The organism is Pseudomonas sp. D47 (assembly GCF_045447305.1).
Lineage (GTDB): Bacteria > Pseudomonadota > Gammaproteobacteria > Pseudomonadales > Pseudomonadaceae > Aquipseudomonas.
This window is the reverse complement of record NZ_JBJGXU010000144.1, coordinates 1-1,811: the sequence shown is the minus strand read 5'-3', so window position 1 is coordinate 1,811 and position 1,811 is coordinate 1. Positions and strand designations below refer to the sequence as shown.

The window sequence follows — 1,811 nt, the reverse complement described above, 5'->3', positions numbered from 1 at the left end:
GGTCGAAGTATTGGCCTTGGAAGCGCAGCGGATTGTCGATTTTTTCTATGTCGAGTCGGCTGATTTGGCCATAGGCGCGGTAATGCGCGGACCAGACGATCTCGCCGTCGGGGGCGGTGAGTTCCTGCGGGGTGCCGAGGTGGTCGAGTTGGTAGTGGAAGGGCTGGGTGTCTTTCGGCCCGAAACCTTCCAGCAATGCCAGCGGACGGAAGCTGTCCGGTTCGTAGAGGTAACTGCGATGGCGATCTGCGTGATGCTCCGCAACCAGCTTGTCGCCTTGCCAGAAAAACTCCGTGGTTATGCCGTCGACGGTTTTGCTGATCCGCCGCCCAAACGGGTCATAGCGGTAGCTGGCCGTTTGCCCGTTCGGTTGGGTAATGCCGATCAACCGATGCTGACAGTCGTAGCGGTACTCGGTGACGAGTTGGTGACCCTTGCCGCGCCTTTGGCGGATCAGGTTGCCAAAGGCGTCATAGTCGTAATGATGATCGCCCTGAATCATCAACCGATTCCCCGCCACGATGTCCGGGCCGGGGCGGTCTTGCATTAGCAGGTTGCCGGCTGGGTCATGGCCAAAGCGTTCCTGCACATCTTGCGAGTGGTCGGCCCGAGTCAGGCGGGCGAGCGGGTCGTAGTGGTAGTGGTGTTCACCTTTGCGCGTATCTAGCAGGCGGGTGAGGTTGCCGGTTTTGTCGTAGTCGTAGTGGCGGCGGTAGAGGTCATGGTTTTCTTGAGTCACCGCGTGGGCGTGCAGGCGGTTTTGCTCGTCGTAGTGGTAATGGCTGAGGAGCTGGCCTTGTTGGCGCTGGCGTTCTCGGCCGGTTTTGAACAGGTGAGACGTGAGGGTTTTGCCATTCAGCTCGACGGTGGCGAGGTGGCCGCCTTTGTCGTGGTTGAAGTTGAGGCGGTTGTTGTCTGGTAGGCGCAGGCTTTTCAGCTGGCTGCAGGCGTCGTAGCCGTAGCGCAAGGTGCCCCAGCCTTGGTGTTCGGCGGTGAGGCGGCTTTGGGCGTCGTATTCGTAGGCTAGCGCCCAGTGGCCGTCATCGACGCTGAGGAGGTTGCCTTGGCGGTCGTAGGCATAGTCAACAACACTGCCGTCGGGCAGGGTTTTTCTTACGAGGCGGCTGGCAGGGTCTCGCTCGTAACGGGTGACTAGCTGACTGCCATCGTCGCCGTGTTCGGTCTTTTCCAGCAGGTTGCCGTTGAGGTCGTAGACGTAGGCCGTGCGCTGACCGTCAAAGCCAATTTCCTGCTGGATCAGCCCGTTGGGGTGGTACTCAAGTTCGTAGGTTTCGCCGACTTCGTTTTCGATCTCGGTCAGCAGTAACCGGGCGTTGTCGTAGCGGTATTTGACCTGGGTGCCGTCAGAATTAATGCGCCGGCTGATCAGGTGCAGGCCATCGGCGTATTCGTAGCGGGTGATGTGGCCCAATTCATCGCGTTCGGCGGTAATTTTTCCGTAGGGGTTGTAGCTGTATTCCCGCGTGGCACCATCGGGCTGGGTCAGTTTCTGCAAGCGCGCGGCGGCATCCCATTGATACTGGGTCAGCGCGCCATGCTCATCCTCGCGAGCAACCTGTCGTCCAACATCGTCATAGCGATAACGCTTAACCCGACCATTCGGTAGTTGCTCTTCAGTGAGCTGCCCACGCTCATTCCAGACCAGCCGATGGCACCCGTTATCCGGGTACCAAACCCCAATCAGTTGCCCGTGTTTGTTGTAGGTGTAGTTCGTAACGTGGCCATCAGGATCCGTCTTGCGCGTAACGTCACCCTGGTCATTACGCTCATATTTCCAAACCGCTTCACCG

At 59.0% G+C, this 1,811-nt stretch carries 1 protein-coding gene; it reads right to left on the bottom strand.

Annotation, left to right across the window (positions count from 1 at the left end; translation table 11 throughout):
• Positions 1-1,811 (bottom strand): RHS domain-containing protein (locus tag ACI77I_RS31915; protein ID WP_407000174.1); only part of this gene is annotated, 1,811 nt, incomplete at both ends.